Source organism: Ruthenibacterium intestinale (assembly GCF_040096265.1).
GTDB classification, from domain to species: domain Bacteria; phylum Bacillota; class Clostridia; order Oscillospirales; family Ruminococcaceae; genus Ruthenibacterium; species Ruthenibacterium komagatae.
Genome location: NZ_JBBMFA010000031.1, coordinates 1 through 14800, shown reverse-complemented (window position 1 = coordinate 14800; position 14800 = coordinate 1). Strand labels below are relative to the sequence as shown.

The 14800-nt window shown below is 57.5% G+C and carries 17 protein-coding genes, 1 pseudogene and 1 riboswitch; of the genes and pseudogenes, 13 read left to right on the top strand and 5 right to left on the bottom strand.

The window, feature by feature from the left end; translation table 11 throughout:
* Positions 1-697: 697 nt before the first annotated feature.
* Positions 698-1207 (top strand): annotated as a pseudogene (locus WMO24_RS00945) (lysine--tRNA ligase); the annotation flags it as partial.
* Between the two features lie 61 nt (positions 1208-1268).
* On the opposite strand, the gene WMO24_RS00940 reads toward WMO24_RS00945, so the two are convergent.
* The 5 genes from WMO24_RS00940 to WMO24_RS00920 all read right to left on the bottom strand — a co-directional run bounded on the left by WMO24_RS00940 (position 1269) and on the right by WMO24_RS00920 (position 4693).
* On the bottom strand, positions 1269-1757 hold the full coding sequence (locus WMO24_RS00940) for a hypothetical protein (protein ID WP_349214216.1): 489 nt from the start codon (positions 1755-1757) through the stop codon (positions 1269-1271).
* 2 nt (positions 1758-1759) lie between these two features.
* Positions 1760-2605 carry a metal ABC transporter permease gene (locus tag WMO24_RS00935; RefSeq protein WP_349214214.1) on the bottom strand — a complete coding sequence of 282 codons (846 nt, stop codon included), beginning with the start codon at positions 2603-2605 and terminating at the stop codon, positions 1760-1762.
* A complete protein-coding gene (locus WMO24_RS00930; RefSeq protein ID WP_349214212.1) occupies positions 2602-3306 on the bottom strand; it encodes a metal ABC transporter ATP-binding protein in 705 nt (234 codons plus the stop codon). The genes WMO24_RS00935 and WMO24_RS00930 overlap by 4 nt, the downstream gene beginning before the upstream one ends.
* A gap of 12 nt (positions 3307-3318) precedes the next feature.
* Positions 3319-4296, bottom strand: a complete 978-nt coding sequence (locus WMO24_RS00925) for a metal ABC transporter substrate-binding protein (RefSeq protein ID WP_349214210.1) — start codon at positions 4294-4296, stop codon at positions 3319-3321.
* A 97-nt stretch (positions 4297-4393) separates the two neighbouring features.
* The gene (locus tag WMO24_RS00920) at positions 4394-4693 is read right to left on the bottom strand and encodes a hypothetical protein (RefSeq protein ID WP_349214209.1); all 300 of its coding nucleotides are present in this window, start codon (positions 4691-4693) and stop codon (positions 4394-4396) included.
* 192 nt (positions 4694-4885) lie between these two features.
* A riboswitch (cobalamin riboswitch) is annotated at positions 4886-5072 on the top strand.
* A gap of 149 nt (positions 5073-5221) precedes the next feature.
* Between WMO24_RS00920 and WMO24_RS00915 the strand changes: the two genes are divergently transcribed.
* The 12 genes from WMO24_RS00915 to cbiE form a co-directional block, all read left to right on the top strand.
* On the top strand, positions 5222-5974 hold the full coding sequence (locus WMO24_RS00915) for an energy-coupling factor ABC transporter permease (protein ID WP_349214207.1): 753 nt from the start codon (positions 5222-5224) through the stop codon (positions 5972-5974).
* Positions 5971-6300 (top strand): energy-coupling factor ABC transporter substrate-binding protein, encoded by a 330-nt coding sequence (locus tag WMO24_RS00910; protein WP_349214206.1) that lies wholly within the window; start codon positions 5971-5973, stop codon positions 6298-6300. The genes WMO24_RS00915 and WMO24_RS00910 overlap by 4 nt, the downstream gene beginning before the upstream one ends.
* Positions 6294-7190, top strand: coding sequence for a cobalt ECF transporter T component CbiQ (gene cbiQ, locus WMO24_RS00905; protein WP_349214205.1), 897 nt, complete (start codon positions 6294-6296; stop codon positions 7188-7190). Before WMO24_RS00910 ends, cbiQ begins: the two co-directional genes overlap by 7 nt.
* Positions 7191-7204: 14 nt before the next feature.
* Complete coding sequence (locus tag WMO24_RS00900) at positions 7205-8014, top strand: energy-coupling factor ABC transporter ATP-binding protein (protein WP_349214203.1); 810 nt, start codon at positions 7205-7207, stop codon at positions 8012-8014.
* Positions 8011-8796 (top strand): sirohydrochlorin cobaltochelatase, encoded by a 786-nt coding sequence (locus tag WMO24_RS00895; RefSeq protein ID WP_349214202.1) that lies wholly within the window; start codon positions 8011-8013, stop codon positions 8794-8796. Before WMO24_RS00900 ends, WMO24_RS00895 begins: the two co-directional genes overlap by 4 nt.
* The gene (gene cbiD, locus WMO24_RS00890) at positions 8786-9931 is read left to right on the top strand and encodes a cobalt-precorrin-5B (C(1))-methyltransferase CbiD (protein ID WP_349214200.1); all 1146 of its coding nucleotides are present in this window, start codon (positions 8786-8788) and stop codon (positions 9929-9931) included. Before WMO24_RS00895 ends, cbiD begins: the two co-directional genes overlap by 11 nt.
* Positions 9928-10629 (top strand): precorrin-2 C(20)-methyltransferase, encoded by a 702-nt coding sequence (gene cobI, locus WMO24_RS00885; RefSeq protein ID WP_349214199.1) that lies wholly within the window; start codon positions 9928-9930, stop codon positions 10627-10629. The genes cbiD and cobI overlap by 4 nt, the downstream gene beginning before the upstream one ends.
* A 3-nt stretch (positions 10630-10632) precedes the next feature.
* A complete protein-coding gene (gene cobM, locus WMO24_RS00880) occupies positions 10633-11388 on the top strand; it encodes a precorrin-4 C(11)-methyltransferase (RefSeq protein ID WP_349214197.1) in 756 nt (251 codons plus the stop codon).
* Positions 11385-12374: a cobalt-precorrin 5A hydrolase gene (locus WMO24_RS00875; RefSeq protein ID WP_349214196.1), complete on the top strand. Its 990-nt coding sequence runs from the start codon at positions 11385-11387 to the stop codon at positions 12372-12374. Before cobM ends, WMO24_RS00875 begins: the two co-directional genes overlap by 4 nt.
* Positions 12367-13101 (top strand): precorrin-3B C(17)-methyltransferase, encoded by a 735-nt coding sequence (gene cobJ, locus WMO24_RS00870; protein ID WP_349214217.1) that lies wholly within the window; start codon positions 12367-12369, stop codon positions 13099-13101. The genes WMO24_RS00875 and cobJ overlap by 8 nt, the downstream gene beginning before the upstream one ends.
* A complete protein-coding gene (cobK, locus tag WMO24_RS00865; protein WP_349214194.1) occupies positions 13098-13829 on the top strand; it encodes a precorrin-6A reductase in 732 nt (243 codons plus the stop codon). The genes cobJ and cobK overlap by 4 nt, the downstream gene beginning before the upstream one ends.
* A partial coding sequence (cbiE, locus tag WMO24_RS00860) for a precorrin-6y C5,15-methyltransferase (decarboxylating) subunit CbiE (protein WP_349214192.1) occupies positions 13826-14800 on the top strand: 975 nt, incomplete at its 3' end. The genes cobK and cbiE, both read left to right, overlap by 4 nt.

Sequence of the window (14800 nt, the reverse complement as noted above, 5' to 3'; positions counted from 1 at the left end):
CTATATCTGAAATGCATTTTTGCAATTCATTCAAAAACCTTTCATTTTAGACTTGACTTTTAATAGTTAGTCTTATGTTGTGAATTTAAGAAAGGATCGAGTCCTTGTCTGTGGTGATGATCCTGTCCGGGGCCTCGGAAGCAGGCGGTGACGGGGGCGATTTCGGGGCAGCCGGCGTACCGGAAGATTTCGGTTTTCTCTTTGCCGCCGGCTTCTTGGGGGCGCTTTCCTTCGGCTTGGGGGCCGGGGGCGGCGCGGCGGCAGGTTTCGGCTGCGCTTGTTCCTCCAACTCGCGCCATTCAGGAATGTGCGCGGAGGCTTTGCAGTCGCGGAGCTTGGAGGATTCCGGATGCTTGGAGTAGGGGCTTTGTCGATTGGGTTCAGCTGATTGCTCTGAATGGCTTTCGTTGTTCTAAGGCACACAGCATTTGGGATGTTCTCCATTGCTCTACAATGTATCAGTCGATTTTTTGGAAATATTTTGCAAAAAATTTTGTTTGGGACTTTTTGTAAAAATGCTCAAAAAAAGGACGGAAAATCGGCCTACAACTTTCTACAACTTTTTTACAACTTTTGCCCCGAACCAGACGGCACAGGAGGACACACTATGGAATCCAAAAAGTTAGAAAAACCTCGTGAAAACGGCACTTTTTCGACCGTACAAGGCGTGATGAAACCGGATGAAGAGGGTAGAAGGGTGTTCCCGACCATGAAACCTCTGGAGAAGGCAGAAGCGCCCAAGAAGGAAGAAAAAGCAGAGGTTTCCCCGGCGGAGACCGGGACGGCCGCACCGGTTGTTTCCGAAATGCCGCTGATTTCTTCGGCGCCCATTGATTTCTCCAAGGTGGAGATTGAGCCGCTGTTCAAGGATGAGGTGGATTTTGAGACTTTCAGCAAGTCGGATTTCCGCGCGGTAAAGGTCAAGGAGTGCACGGCTGTTCCCAAGAGCAAAAAACTTTTGAAGTTTGTGCTGGATGACGGAACCGGAACGGATCGTGTGATCCTGAGCGGCATTCACGATACATATGAGCCGGAAGAACTGGTTGGAAAGACGCTGATCGCCATTACCAACCTGCCGGCCCGCAAGATGATGGGCATTGACTCCTGCGGTATGATCATCAGTGCCGTTCATCATGAAGCAGGCGTGGAAAAACTGCATTGCCTGATGGTGGACCCGCACATTCCCGCAGGCGCAAAACTCTATTAAGCGCAGATAACAAAAAAGCAGTCTCCTTGCGGAGGCTGCTTTTTTCATGGAGAAACGGTATTTATTCATTTACGTTCAAAGAGGCGTTTTCAAGCCGGCAGTACCAGTTGCCGGTGGTCTCTTCTTTTTGTGCGGAAAAGGTTCCCTGTACGGTGATGGGGGCATTGTCGCGGGGATATTCGTCGGGATAAACATGATTCCCGTCATCCCACACAAACTCGATGCCCTGCGCACAGCAGGCCAGTGCGTCTGTTACGATGCAATAGTGATAATATTGAAATTTTTGCTCTGCGTAAGCCGCATAGTACAGTCCCTGCATGCGAATTGTCTTGCCGGCGTATTGTTCCGGCTCGGTGATCATCTGGTAGATGGTGGCATAGACCATGTCGCTGCTCATGACGGTCAGATCGTAATCCACCGCGTGTGCGCTCTCCGCACTGGAAACGGCAGAGCTGGAATCGGCTGGCGCGGCGGAGCTGCTATCCGAAACGGCGGCAGACGCACAGCCGGTTAAAAAACACAAAGCGAGCAAAAGAAAAATGCGTTTCATTTTTACCTCCCTGAAAGCCTGGCAATCACGTACACAATGCCAAAGGCTCCCAAATCAGTTGCTACAATGGTGGAACCCACCGGCGTCCCCGCAAGAATGGAGATCAGGATGCCTGTCAGTGCACAAAAAACAGAAAGCAAAGCGGAACAAATTGTAACGGATAAAAAACTTTTGCAGAGCCGCATGGCGGACAAGGCGGGGAAAACGATCAGTGCGGAAACCAACAGAGATCCCACCAGATTCATGGCCAGCACAATGACTGTGGCGATGACCACTGCAATCAGCAGATTGGATCGCCGCACATGGAGTCCGGTGGCCTGGGCAAAATTTTCGTCAAACGTTACAGCGAATAATTTGTTGTAAAAGAGAATAAATAGAATCACAATCAGAAGAGATAGTACCGCGCACAAGGCTACTTCATCGGAAGTCAGTGTGAGAATGGATGTAGAGCCGAACAATGTGCTGCACACATCTCCGGATAAGTTGGGGCCGCTTGCGAAAAGATTCATCAGCAGATATCCCATGGCAAGCGTGCTTACAGAGAGCATGGCGATGGCCGAGTCCCCGCAGATCCGGGTATTCTGACCGGCACAGAGAAGCACAATGGCGCAGAGAATGGTGATGGGAAGGACCAGAAACAAATCGTTGGCCAGATGGAGGACGGAAGCAATAGCCATGGCGCCGAACGCCACATGAGAAAGACCGTCCCCGATGAGCGAAAAACGCTTCAGTACCAGTGTAACGCCCAAAAGTGAGGAACAAAGAGCGATGAGAACACCGACGATCAGCGCATACCGTACGAAAGGGTACTGAAAATAGAATTCCAGTTTTTGAATCAGAGCGCTCACGGGTTTCTCACCCCTTTCAGTGCACTCCATTGGGGGCTGCGAAGAAATTCTTGGCGCGTCCCGAAAAAAGTGCTGTGTCCAAGGTATAGAATGTGGGTGGCGGATTGCACGGCGGCAGAAAGGTCATGGGAAATCACAAGAACAGTCACGCCTTCTTCGCGATGAAGTTCTTGAATCAGCTGATACAGATTTGCTGCGGCTTGGGAGTCCAGTCCGGAAACCGGTTCGTCCAGAACGAGCACCTTTCGGGCGGCGCAAAGCGCACGTGCAAGGAGAACACGTTGCTGCTGCCCACCGGACAGTTCCCGATAGCAGCGCCCGGCCAGAGAAAGAACATCGGTTTTTGCCATGGCATCGTGAGCAAGCGCCTTTTCTGCCTTGCTGTAAAAAGGGCGCAATCCACAGCGGTTTTGACAACCGGAGAGGACAATTTCTGAAACAGAAGCGGGAAAATCCCGTTGAATCAGTGTTTGCTGCGGCAGATAGCCAATGTCATTCGGGGACAAACCGTCGCTGAGCTCCACGCTGCCACCGACCGGTGGCAGCAGCCGGAGCAGTGTTTTCATTAAGGTGGTTTTTCCGCATCCGTTTTCACCCAAAATGTACAGGCAATCTCCACGTTGAACGGAAAAACTGAGATTTTTTAAAACGGCCTGGCCGCCGTAACCGACGGCCAGGTTTTTACAAGTGATCTGCGCCAAGTGTGAGCCTCCTTATTGCAGTGCCTGCTTCAAAATTTCCAGATTGCTTTCCATAACAGCAAGGTAATGTTCGCCCTGCGCCTGTTCGGCAGTGGTGGACTGCATGGAATCCAGCGTGAGGATGCGCTTGTTTGAAACATCGGTATTTTGAAGAACCGCGAAAGCCAGTTTCTGATCGGATTTTTCCAGCGTTAAAACGCAGGAAAGATTCTGCTCGTCCACTTTTTTCGCCAGAAAAGCGACGGTTTCAAAACTGGCTTCGGTCTCGGCAGAGCAGCCGGGAAAGGCTGCATAGCAGGTCAATCCGTAATCATCTGCAAGATAGCGGAAGGGAAAACGGTCACAGAACACAAGCGCCGTTTGTCGGGCGTTGTCGGCTGCTTCCTGATAGGCAGCGTCCAGCTGCGCCAGTTTTTCACAATAAGCCGCTGTATTTTCCTGATAGGAAGAAGCATGAGCGGGATCTATTTCCGACAGTGTGTCGGCAATCTTTCGACAGAACACAGCGGCGTTTTTTAAAGAAAGCCACACGTGTTCGTCATATTCGATCTCTTCCTCTTCTTCGTGTTCATGTTCTTCTTCCATTCCCTCCAGAAGTTCTTCCGGCTTGGCCGCATCTCCCAGAACATCCAGCAGCTGAATCACCTGCTGTTCGGGATTGGTCGATTCACGCAGTGCGTCAGAGACCCACTGGTCCGATTCGCCCCCCACACAGAGAAACAGATCACAAGTGGAAATTTTCAGAATGTCTTCTGCGGTGGGCTGATAGCTGTGAAGATCTACGCCGCTGTCCAGCAACAGGGTCAGTTCCGCATGCTCGGCATCTTCGCCCAGAATTTCACGAACCCAATCGTATGCGGGAAAGATGGTGGCAACAATACGCAGTTTCTGGCCGGAAGAAGAATCGTGCACAGTCTCACCGGACGAACAGCCACTGAATATACCGATGCATATAAGGGCGGTCAACGCCATGGAAATCCATTGTTTCATAAAAGAAAACCTCCGTAATTTTTAAAATTGAGCATAAAAAGACAAGAGCACAAGGCCTTCGGAAAAACCGAAAGCCGCGCTCTTGTCCGGGAGGTTTTTAATTGTTCATTCGTACCTTTTGCGCTACCGGTGAAATACACAGAAGGATAAGCCACGACAGGATGATGGATTCTGCAAGCCACACCGAACAGGCCGTCGGCCATGCACTGGGGCCATGCGCGGCACCCAACAGGTTCAGTGTTTGTTCAGCCTGTTGCAAACTGGCGCAGATGGGGCAGTCGTCACCGATGCAGTGGTGCTCTGTTTCCAGAGTGATGAAAAGGATGGAGAAAAAGAGGGCGACCATCAATGTCGCACAGGTCATAAGCAGAAATGCCCGCTGACGTTTGGTATGCACAGTTTTTCTCCTTTCCTTCAGGCAGTTTCGACAAAGTAAAACAGCGGCTCCATTCACGTACCAAGAGCTGGTCGCTAAAAAGCGATTAGTCTATACTAACCGATCATACAGGATTCTGTTTCAAAAGGCAAGGAAAAAATGCAATTTCCATGGCAGACCCTTGTCACAAAAGGTCATCTGTGCTATTGTGAATGAAACAGAGCGTTGCAAGGTGCCCGGCGAAAGGCCGGGAGAATAGGGAAACAGGTGAAAAACCTGTGCGGGACCGCCGCCGTAAGGGAAAAGTTCGGCTTCAATCCGCCACTGTGGGTACACACGGGAAGGCGAAGCCGGATGCAGATGCCCAAGCCGGAAGACCTGCCCTGCAGCGCTGCCGAAAAGGCAGGAACCTGCAGCGGACGGACCAAACGCCTGCAGGGTAACACAGTCAAAGTGCGTCATTTTAGGACGGTCGCTTTGGTTTTTCCGGGCCTTTCTCGATTTCGGGAAAGGCCTTTTTTGACGCACGCAAAAGAAAGGAATGATTGGATGTCCAGACTGGAAAAACGAATTTTAGCGTTTTCCATGGTGGCAGCCGGCGTTTTGTTTGTACCGCAAAACGCCTTTGCAATGCACATCATGGAAGGGTATTTGCCGCCGCATTACTGCGTGGCCTGGGGTGTATTGTCTCTTCCGTTTTTGGCAGCGGGAGTGATGCACATCCGGACAACGGTACAGCAGATGCGAAAGACGCTGATACTGCTGGCTATGTGCGGCGCGTTTGTATTTGTAGTGTCTTCTTTGAAAATTCCTTCCGTCTTCGGCAGCTGCAGCCACATGACCGGGACCGGGTTGGCTGCGCTTTTATTTGGCCCGACCTGTGCTTCGGTACTGGGGTTGATCGTACTGCTGTTTCAGGCGCTTTTGCTGGCGCACGGCGGCTTGACGACCCTGGGGGCCAATACCTTCAGCATGGCCGTTGCGGGGCCGCTGCTGTCCTGGGGGATTTATCAAATTTGCCGGAAAATGCAGGTGAATCGGAAGGCGGCGGTTTTTCTCGCTGCGGCGCTGGGGGATTTGTTCACTTATTGTGTGACCAGTTTGCAGCTGGCCTTGGCCTATCCTTCGGAGCAGGGAGGGGTTTTTGCCAGCACCATTCGGTTTTTGGGCGTTTTCGCGCCCACGCAGCTGCCTTTGGCGATCATAGAGGGAATTTTAACCGTATTGGTGATTATGGGAATGGAAAGTTATGCCAGACCGGAACTGCGGGAGATCGGATTTCTGAAGGAGGCCGCACAATGAAAAAGAAAACGCTTGTTGGGATACTGTTGGCGCTGGTAGTGGTGCTGATGGTGATGCCGCTGCTGCTTCAGCCGGAGGCGGAATTCGGCGGAAGTGATGACGCAGGAAGCCAGATGGTGGAGCAAATCCAGGGCGGAGAGTATGAACCGTGGTTTACACCGATCCTGGAACGCCTGCTGGGTGGGGAGATTCCCGGAGAGCTGGAAAGCCTTCTGTTCTGTGTGCAGACCGGAATTGGTGTGGGCGTTTTGGCCTTCAGCTTCGGTTACCTGGTAGCACGGAAAAAATATGCTGGCGGATCTTCCGAAGAGAGGGAACCGTGCTGACCGCACTGCTGGCGGCTGTGGCAGTCTGGAGCCTTTTGGTGGGTGCCTTCCCGGCGCCGGTCCCGGTTGTAACGGGAGGATTGCTGGCGGTGGTGCTTGCCTTGCATCGCCATGAGCATGGTGCGGTGCTGCACATGGACCATTTGGCGCGGAACTCACACTGGTCAAAGGTCAACCCAATGTTGAAAACAATGAGTTGCCTGCTGTTGTTATGCTTGTGCCTGATGGCGCGTACCGTCTGGCCGCCGTTGAGCCTGGCGATCGTATTGGCAGTTCTGAGCCGGGCCGGCGGCGTGCGGTTTCGGACGTATCAGGCGCTGCTGGCGGCTCCGGCCGCTTTTTTGTCGGTGAGCGCGCTGGCTTTGGTTTGGACGTATTCCGCGTCCGACAGCGGATGGATCAGCATCCGGTTTGGAACGGGATACCTGGTGATTGGCGCTGCGGCACAGGCGACCGCACGCCTTGTGACGGCACGTGCGCTGGGGGCTGTCAGCTGCCTGTATTTTCTCAGCCTGTCCACACCGCTGCCGGAAGTGCTGGAAGTGCTGCGCCGGCTGCACGCGCCCGCCGTTGTAGTGGATCTTGCCTTGCTGATTTATCGCTATATTTTTTTGCTGCTGGCCACGTGTGAAACCATGCGGGACGCTGCGGCCAGCCGGCTGGGCTTTGGCGGACTGCGGCGCAGTGTGCGCACGACCGGTATTATATACGGGAATTTGCTGGCGCGCAGTTTTCGCCGGGCACAGGCCTGCTTTGACGCCATGGAGAGCCGGTGCTGCACTGGTTCGATCCGGTTTTGGACCCGGCCCAAGCCTGTGCGGCCGATGCATGCGGCGGTACTTTGCCTGCTTGTGGGCGGAATGGTCGCGGCACTGGTATGCGGCGGATGATAAAGGGGAAAAAGATGGACGAAATTCTTCGGTTTGAACGGGTCTGGTACAGGTATGAAGAGGGAAGAATGGCACTGACGGATTTTTCCGTGACGGTTCGTGCAGGCGAGCGGATTGCTGTTCTGGGAGAAAACGGTGCGGGAAAATCCACCTTTTTTCTGCTGGCGAACGGCGTGCTGCGTCCGGAAAAAGGGACGGTGCTCTGGAATGGTATCCCGATAGGACGTGATGTGAAAAGTTTGAATGCCCTTCGCAAAGGTGTAGGTCTTGTATTTCAAGACCCGGATGTGCAGATTCTGGCGGGAACCGTGGCGGAGGAGATCAGTTTTGGACCGGTCAACCTGGGCCTTTCAGTGGCACAGGTCAGCCGGCGTGTGGAAGCGGCGCTGGATACGTTTGCTCTGCAGCCCTATCGGGACCGCGCGCCGCAATCCCTTTCGGGTGGGGAGAAAAAGCGCGTGACGCTGGCGGATGCGGCGGCCATGGACCCTCAGCTTCTGCTTCTGGATGAACCGGCGTCTTCACTGGACCCGGTCCATGCGCGTCAGCTGGAGGAATATCTGGCCCTATTGTCCCGGCGGGGACTGGCGCTGATGGTCGCCACACACGATGTGGATTTTGCCTGGCGCTGGGCTGACCGCGTGCTGGTTTTTCACAACGGAACGCTGGCAGCGGATGGAGGCCCTGCCCAAATTTTTGAACAAGAGGAACTGTTGCGCCGGTGCGGCTTGGAGCAGCCTGTGCTGATCCGGATCGCACGCATTTTGGGCCTGAAGCGTGCGCCGCGCACCGTGGAAGAATTGGAACAGGAGTGGAGAGTATGAAGAAGGCGCTGTTGGTTGTGAGTTTCGGCACCAGTGTGTCCCGGGCCCGTCGGGAAATTGAAGCCGTGGAGCAGGCGTTGGCCGCACAGGCCCCGGACCGGGCTTTTTTCCGTGCGTACACCAGCCCTACCATTCGGCGCCTTCTGGCACAGCGGGGAGAGCAGATTTTCGATTTAAACAGTGCATTGGAAAATCTGGCGGTGCAGGGATACGAAGATGTGGCTGTGGCCGTCACCCATTTGCTGTACGGCATCGAATACGATAAAATAAAGGAGCAGACGGCGGCTTTTTCGAAGCGCTTTTCCTGTCTGCGGCTTGGTCCGCCGCTGCTTGCGGACAGCGGCAGTCTGTGTGCGCTGGCCCGCTGTCTGCTGCAGGAACCGCTTGCGCCCGGCGAGGGATTGGTATGGATGGGCCACGGGACCGAGCATTTTGCCAACATGGTCTACCCTGCATTGCAGACCGCGCTGCGGCTGGCAGGCGGACGCCATGCCTATGTGGGAACGGTAGAAGGCTGGCCGTCGCTGGAAGATGTGCTGACGAAGCTTCAAAGCGACGGATGCAGCCGGGTCCTGCTGGCGCCGCTGATGCTGGTGGCGGGCGACCACGCGCAAAACGACATGGCGGGCAGTGACCCGGAAAGCTGGAAGAGCCGGTTGGAAGAGGCCGGCATTTCCGTGCGCTGCCGGATGGAAGGATTGGGTGCGCTCGTATCGGTACAGGATTTGTACGCTGCCCATTTGCAAAAATTGCTTCAGCCGGAGGAAGACAATGGCGTTTGAACACTACATTCAGTCCGCGGGAAAGCTGCTGCGCTGCGGTTACACCACGGGGACTTGTGCCGCTCTGGCTGCGGCGGGAGCGGCAGAGCTGCTGCTGACCGGAAAAGCCCCCGCGGCACTGGCGCTGACCACGCCCAAAGGCCTTCGCGTGGAGACGGAGCCGGTGTTTTGTCTTCTGGAAGGGACAACCGCGCGCTGCGCTGTGGAAAAGGATGGCGGCGATGATGCCGATGTGACCAACGGGATTCGAATCGAGGCTCAGGTGGTCCGCACGGAGCAACCGGGCGTTCGGGTAGAGGGTGGTTCCGGCGTGGGGCGGGTAACCAGGCCGGGCCTGGACCAGCCGGTGGGTGCGGCAGCCATCAACCGGGTCCCGCGCAGGATGATTGAGACCCAGGTGGCGGCGGTGTGCCGCGCTCATCAATGGGAAGGCGGCATGCAGGTGACGATCTGTGTGCCCGACGGAGAGACGCTGGCAAAGAAAACCTTCAATCCGCAGCTGGGAATCGAAGGCGGCATCTCCATTCTTGGAACCAGCGGTATCGTGGAGCCCATGAGTGTGCAGGCGCTGATCGATACGGTGGCGCTTTCGCTTCGGCAGGCCCGTGCCCAGGGTGCGCAGCGGGTTGTGCTTACGCCGGGCAATTACGGCGAGGATTTTCTGCGGGCAGGTTCGCTTTTTCAAGCGTCGGTGCCAGTGGTAAAATGTTCAAATTTTATCGGTGATGCGTTGGATGAGGCAGCATCGTTGGGCTTTCAGGATGTTTTGCTGGTAGGCCATGCGGGAAAGCTGGTCAAACTGGCAGGCGGAATCATGAACACTCACAGCCGCTGGGCGGATTGTCGAACCGAGTTATTTTGTGCGCACGCGGCTGTGTGCGGTGCGCCGCCTTCCCTGTGCACGGCGCTGATGAATGCGGCCACGTCGGACGCCTGCATTGCGCTTTTGGACGAGCAGGGGCTGCGCGGCCCGGTGTTGGAAAGTCTTTTGAAAGCGATCCAGCACCATCTGCTTCGGCGTGCGGCAGGCGTGTATCGGGCGGGAGCCGTGTTGTTTACAAATGCATATGGTCTGCTGGGGCAAACGTCCGTCGCCGGTGACATGCTGGCAGACTGGAAGGAGACAGAACAATGAACAAGGGGATTTTTTACAGCGTGGGCATCGGACCGGGCGACCCGGAGCTGATTACGCAAAAGGCGGTTCGCGTTCTGCGGCAATGCCCGGTGGTGGCGGCCCCTCAAACGCAAAGCGGGGAAATGCTGGCGTTGTCCATTGCGCAGCAGGCGGTGTCCCTGGACGATAAGACCATTCTTCCGTTGCAATTCACCATGTGCCGGGACCGTGCGCGCCAGAGACAAGCCCATCAGACGGCGGCGCAGCTGGTGAAACAGCATCTGGATCAGGGCCGGGATGTGGCCATGCTCAATTTGGGGGATGTTTCCATCTATGCGACGGCGGCGTATCTGGCGCAGCTGCTGCAGGACGACGGCTATGAAACGCGGATGATTCCGGGCGTTACCAGTTTTTGCGCAGTGGCGGCCCGCCTGAACATCAGCCTGACGGACATGGACACGCCGCTGCACATTGTGCCCGGTTCCAGCCGGGAGGCTCTGACCGATTCTTTGAATATGCCGGGCACGAAAGTGCTGATGAAATCGGGCCGTCAGCTGCCGGAGGTTTTGGAGCAGCTTCGTGCGTCCGGACAGCTGGAACACAGCGCCATGGTGTGCAACTGCGGCCTTCCCGGCGAACAGGTCTACGCAGATTTGCGCGATTTCTCGGCGCAGCAGACAGCGGGCTATTTTGCCACGATCATCGTGAAGGAGGAGTGAAGCGTGGTCCATTTTGTGGGCGCCGGCCCGGGTGCGCCTGATTTGATTACCCGGCGGGGCGCAGAAATGCTTCGAACGGCGGATGTAGTCATCTACGCGGGCAGTTTGGTAAATCCGGCTCTTCTGGGCCTTTGCAGACAGGATTGCTCGGTGTACAACAGCGCTCAGATGACGCTGGAGCAGGTGCTGGATGTGATGCAGGCCGCCCATGCAGCCGGAAAAACCATCGTGCGCCTGCACACCGGTGATCCTTGCCTGTACGGCGCCATCCGGGAACAGATGGACGCGCTGGATCGGCTGGACATTCCCTACGATGATACACCGGGTGTTTCCAGCTTCTGCGGGGCCGCGGCGGCGGTGTGCGGAGAATATACGCTGCCGGGCGTGAGCCAGACAGTCATCATCACTCGCATGGCGGGTCGTACCCCGGTCCCCGAGCGGGAGAACATCACCGCATTGGCTGCCCACGGGGCGACCATGGTCATTTTCCTGTCGGCAGGCATGCTGGACGGTTTGCAGGCGGCTTTGCTGCAGGGGGCTTATACCGCCCAAACGCCTGCGGCGCTGGTGTACAAAGCCAGCTGGCCCGAAGAAAAAGTAGTGCGCTGTCCTCTGGGGCAGCTGGCTCAGGCGGGGCGTGCGCACGGAATTTCCAAAACCGCCCTGGTGCTGGTGGGGGATTTCCTGGCCGATGAATACCAGCGCAGCAAACTGTATGACCCGACTTTTTCCACGGAATTCCGGGAGGCGACCGTATGAAGCTGCGGCTGATTGCCTTTACGGACCGGGGAATGGTGCTGGCGCAGCGTCTGGCAGCGGCGCTGGACGGGCAGGCCGCCCGGTGCGGCGCGCCGCTGTCGTTGTCCCAGTGGACCGGCGAAGCCTTTGCCAAGGCAGACGGCCTTGTCTTTGTGGGAGCCGCCGGTATTGCCGTGCGCGCCGTTGCCCCGCATTTGAAAAGCAAAGCGACGGACCCTGCCGTGGTGGTGGTGGACGAGTGCGCCCGATTTGCGGTGCCGCTGCTCAGCGGACATCTGGGCGGAGCCAATGATCTGGCCAAACGCATTGCAGCCGTCTGCGGTGCGCAGCCGGTCCTCACCACGGCCACGGATGTCAACGGCCTTTTTGCTGTGGACGAATGGGCCAAACGGCAAAACTGCGCAGTGCTGGATGTGCCGCGCATCAAGTCGGTTTCCGCAAAACTTTTGGCCGGCGTGCCGGTGACACTGTGCAGCCCGTGGCCGGTGGCAGGCACCCCGCCCAAAGGCGTTCGCATGGGAACCGACGGCGATTTTGAATTGACACTGCATGCTTCGGACCACGGAGCGCTGCGACTTGTGCCGCGCATTGCGGTGCTGGGGGTCGGCTGCCGCAAAGGCACGTCCGCACAGGCACTGGAAGAGGCGTTCGATCGGCTTTTGCACAGCAGCGGCCTTTGCGCGCAGGCGTTTGGAAAGGTGTGCACCATTGATCTGAAAAAGAACGAACCGGGGCTTGTCTCTTTTTGCCGGGACCGCGGGCTGCCGCTGGAAAGTTTCAGCGCAGCGCAGCTGCGGGAAGTTCCGGGGGATTTTTCCGCTTCGGATTTTGTAGAGAGCGTCACAGGGGTGGACAATGTGTGCGAGCGCAGCGCCGTGCGAGGCAGCGGTGGTACGCTCTGCTGGAGAAAACAGGCGGGCGGTGGAGTGACCATGGCGGCAGCGGTGGCACCCTTTGCCCCGGATTGGCGGTGGAATGATGAATAAAGTATATGTGGTGGGCATCGGCCCCGGCGAAAAGGACTTCATGACCGCACAGGCTCTGGCTGCGATGGAGCGGGCGGATGTGTTGTGCGGCTATACGGTGTATGTGGAACTTGTACGCCCCATGTTCCCGGGCAAGGAATGTTATGTCACACCCATGACCAAGGAGCTGGAACGCTGCCGCTGGGCGTTGGAAACAGCAGCGTCGGGCCGAACGGTGGCGCTGGTGTGCAGCGGAGACGCCGGAGTGTACGGCATGGCGGGGCCGCTGCTGCAGTTGGCAGGGGAGTACCCGGATGTGGATGTGGAAGTGGTGCCGGGCATTACTTCTGCGCTGTCGGGCGCCGCGGTTCTGGGCGCTCCGCTGATGCACGATTTCTGCCTGATTTCTCTTTCGGACCTTTTGACGCCCTGGGAGCAAATCGAGCGTCGGCTGGCTTGCGCGGCCGCCGGCGATTTCGTCATCTGCCTGTATAATCCGTCTTCCAAAAAACGGGCCGACTACCTGCGCCGGGCCTGTGAGATCCTGCTGCGGGAAAAAAGTGCGGAAACGGTTTGCGGCTGGGTGCGCAACATCGGCCGGGAAGGGCAGCAGTCGAAAATTTTGACGCTGGGCAGCTTGCGGGATGAGAACGTGGATATGTTTACCACGGTGTTCATTGGCGCGAGTACCACCCAGATGCTGTCGGGACGGATGGTCACGCCCCGCGGATATGAGGCGAAGCGATGAGGATTCTTGTATTTGGTGGCACCACAGAGGGAAGGCTGCTGGCCCACGCGCTGGCGGAGGCAGGGCAGAATGTCACGGTCAGTGTGGCCACACCCTTGGGTGCGGAAGAGCTGGGCTGTGCGCAGCGGATGCGTGTCCTGTGCGGCCGGCTGAGCGCGGTACAGATGAAAGAGATGCTGGAGCCCTTTGATCTGTGCGTGGATGCGACCCATCCCTACGCCACAGAGGTCAGCGCCAACATTCGTACCGCCTGCCGGGCGGCGGCAGTCCCCCTTCGACGGGTGCGGCGGCAGGCCAGCGAGATCCCGGCCGGCAGCGTGGTCGTGCCGTCTGCCGAGGCGGCGGCAACCTTTCTGGAAGGGACGCAGGGCAACGTTTTGCTGACCACCGGTGCCAAGGAACTGCACGCCTTTTCCCGGCTGGAGCGAAGCCGGTTGTATGCGCGCGTGCTGCCTGTGTGCGAGAGCATTATCACATGCGAGAGAGAGCAGATTCCGCACAGCAATATTCTTGCGCTGCAGGGACCTTTTTCGCGGCAGCTGAACGAGGCAATGCTTCAGCAGTTCTCCATCGCATGGCTGGTCACCAAGGACGGCGGCGCAGCGGGCGGTTTTTCCGCCAAAGTTGAGGCCGCACGCAGCGTCGGTGCCCGCCTGGTGCTGATCCGCCGCCCGGAAGAAGAGGGGGAGGACTGGCAAGTGATTGTAAAGGAGTGTTTGGAACAATGAACGTGACGCTTGTGTCAGCGGGCGGCGGACGCCCCGAAACCATGACCGCGGAGTGTGCCCGTGTCCTGGAGCAGGCACAGTGCGTCATCGGGGCGGAACGCCTGCTGAACGCGTTGCCCGACCAGTGCACGGCGCGCCGAGTGAAGGCAACGCGCCCGGCCGATGTTTGTCAGGCTGTGCTGGACTGCCGGGAAGAGAACTGTGTGGTGCTGTACAGCGGCGACACAGGGTTCTATTCCGGTGCCAATGCTCTTGTGCCGCTTTTGCGCCGGCAGGGCATTGTTCCTCAAATTCTGCCCGGTCTTTCCAGTGTGCAGATTCTGGCAGCCCGCATCGGCCGGCCGTGGCAGAACTGGAACCTGGTTTCCGCACACAGCGCGGCATGCGATCCGGTGACCGCGGTGTGCAGTGGCAGAGAGACGTTTTTTCTCACCGGTTCGCTCAGTGCGTCGGCGCTGTGTGCGCGGCTTTGCGAGGCGGGCTTGGGTGACCTTCGCGTCTGGGTGGGGGAAAATCTTACCTATCCGGAAGAACAGGTGACGGAGACCACGGCCAGAGAGGGCGCGGCGCGTTCCTTTGCACCGTTGAGCGTGCTGCTGGCGGAACCGGCGCCCCGTATGGCGCGCCGCGTTCCCGGCATGGATGACAGTGCGTTCGTGCGCGGACAGGTGCCCATGACCAAGCAGGAGGTGCGCGCCGCCGCACTGGCCAAACTGGCGGTGCGTCCCGGCGAAGTGTGCTGGGACGTGGGTGCAGGCACGGGCAGTGTGGCCGTGGAACTGGCGTTGAGCACGGAAGGAAGCGCTGTTTTTGCAGTGGAGTGCGACGAGGAAGCCTGTGCGTTGATCGAGGAAAACCGCAGGCAGTTCGGCGTCTGGAATTTACGTTTGGTGCGCGGGTTTTTTGTCGCTTTTTACCCAGCCGCGGGCACGCCAGCTTTTGGCCCAGCCTTTGGAAAGCCCATCCATTAC